General features: G+C 62.2%; 1 protein-coding gene. It reads left to right on the top strand.

The features are described from left to right. On the top strand, window positions 1–389 hold a 389-nt coding region (locus XalbCFBP2523_RS15985; protein WP_146084160.1), incomplete at both ends, for an AMP-binding enzyme.

Here is a 389-nt window from a genome sequence, read left to right on the forward strand (position 1 = left end):
ACAGCACGCATGTACCGCACTGGCGATCTGGGGCGCTGGCATGCCGATGGCACGATCGAGTTTGTGGGCCGCAACGATCACCAGGTCAAGATTCGTGGTTTCCGCATCGAGCTTGGCGAGATCGAGGCGCGACTGAGCGCGCATGCGGAGGTGCGCGAGTGCGTGGTGGTGGCGCTGGAGACGGATGCAGGCAACGACAAGCGGCTGGTGGCGTATTGGGTCGGTGCCGAGGGCGTGACCTCCGAACATCTGGGCGTAGAAACTTTACGCAGCTGGCTAACGGATGTGTTGCCGGACTACATGGTCCCAGCCGCTTATGTGCGGTTGGATCGCCTGCCACTGACCCCGAATGGCAAGCTGGATCGTAAGGCGTTACCGGCACCTGATGG

This window comes from Xanthomonas albilineans (assembly GCF_002939705.1).
GTDB lineage: Bacteria > Pseudomonadota > Gammaproteobacteria > Xanthomonadales > Xanthomonadaceae > Xanthomonas_A > Xanthomonas_A albilineans.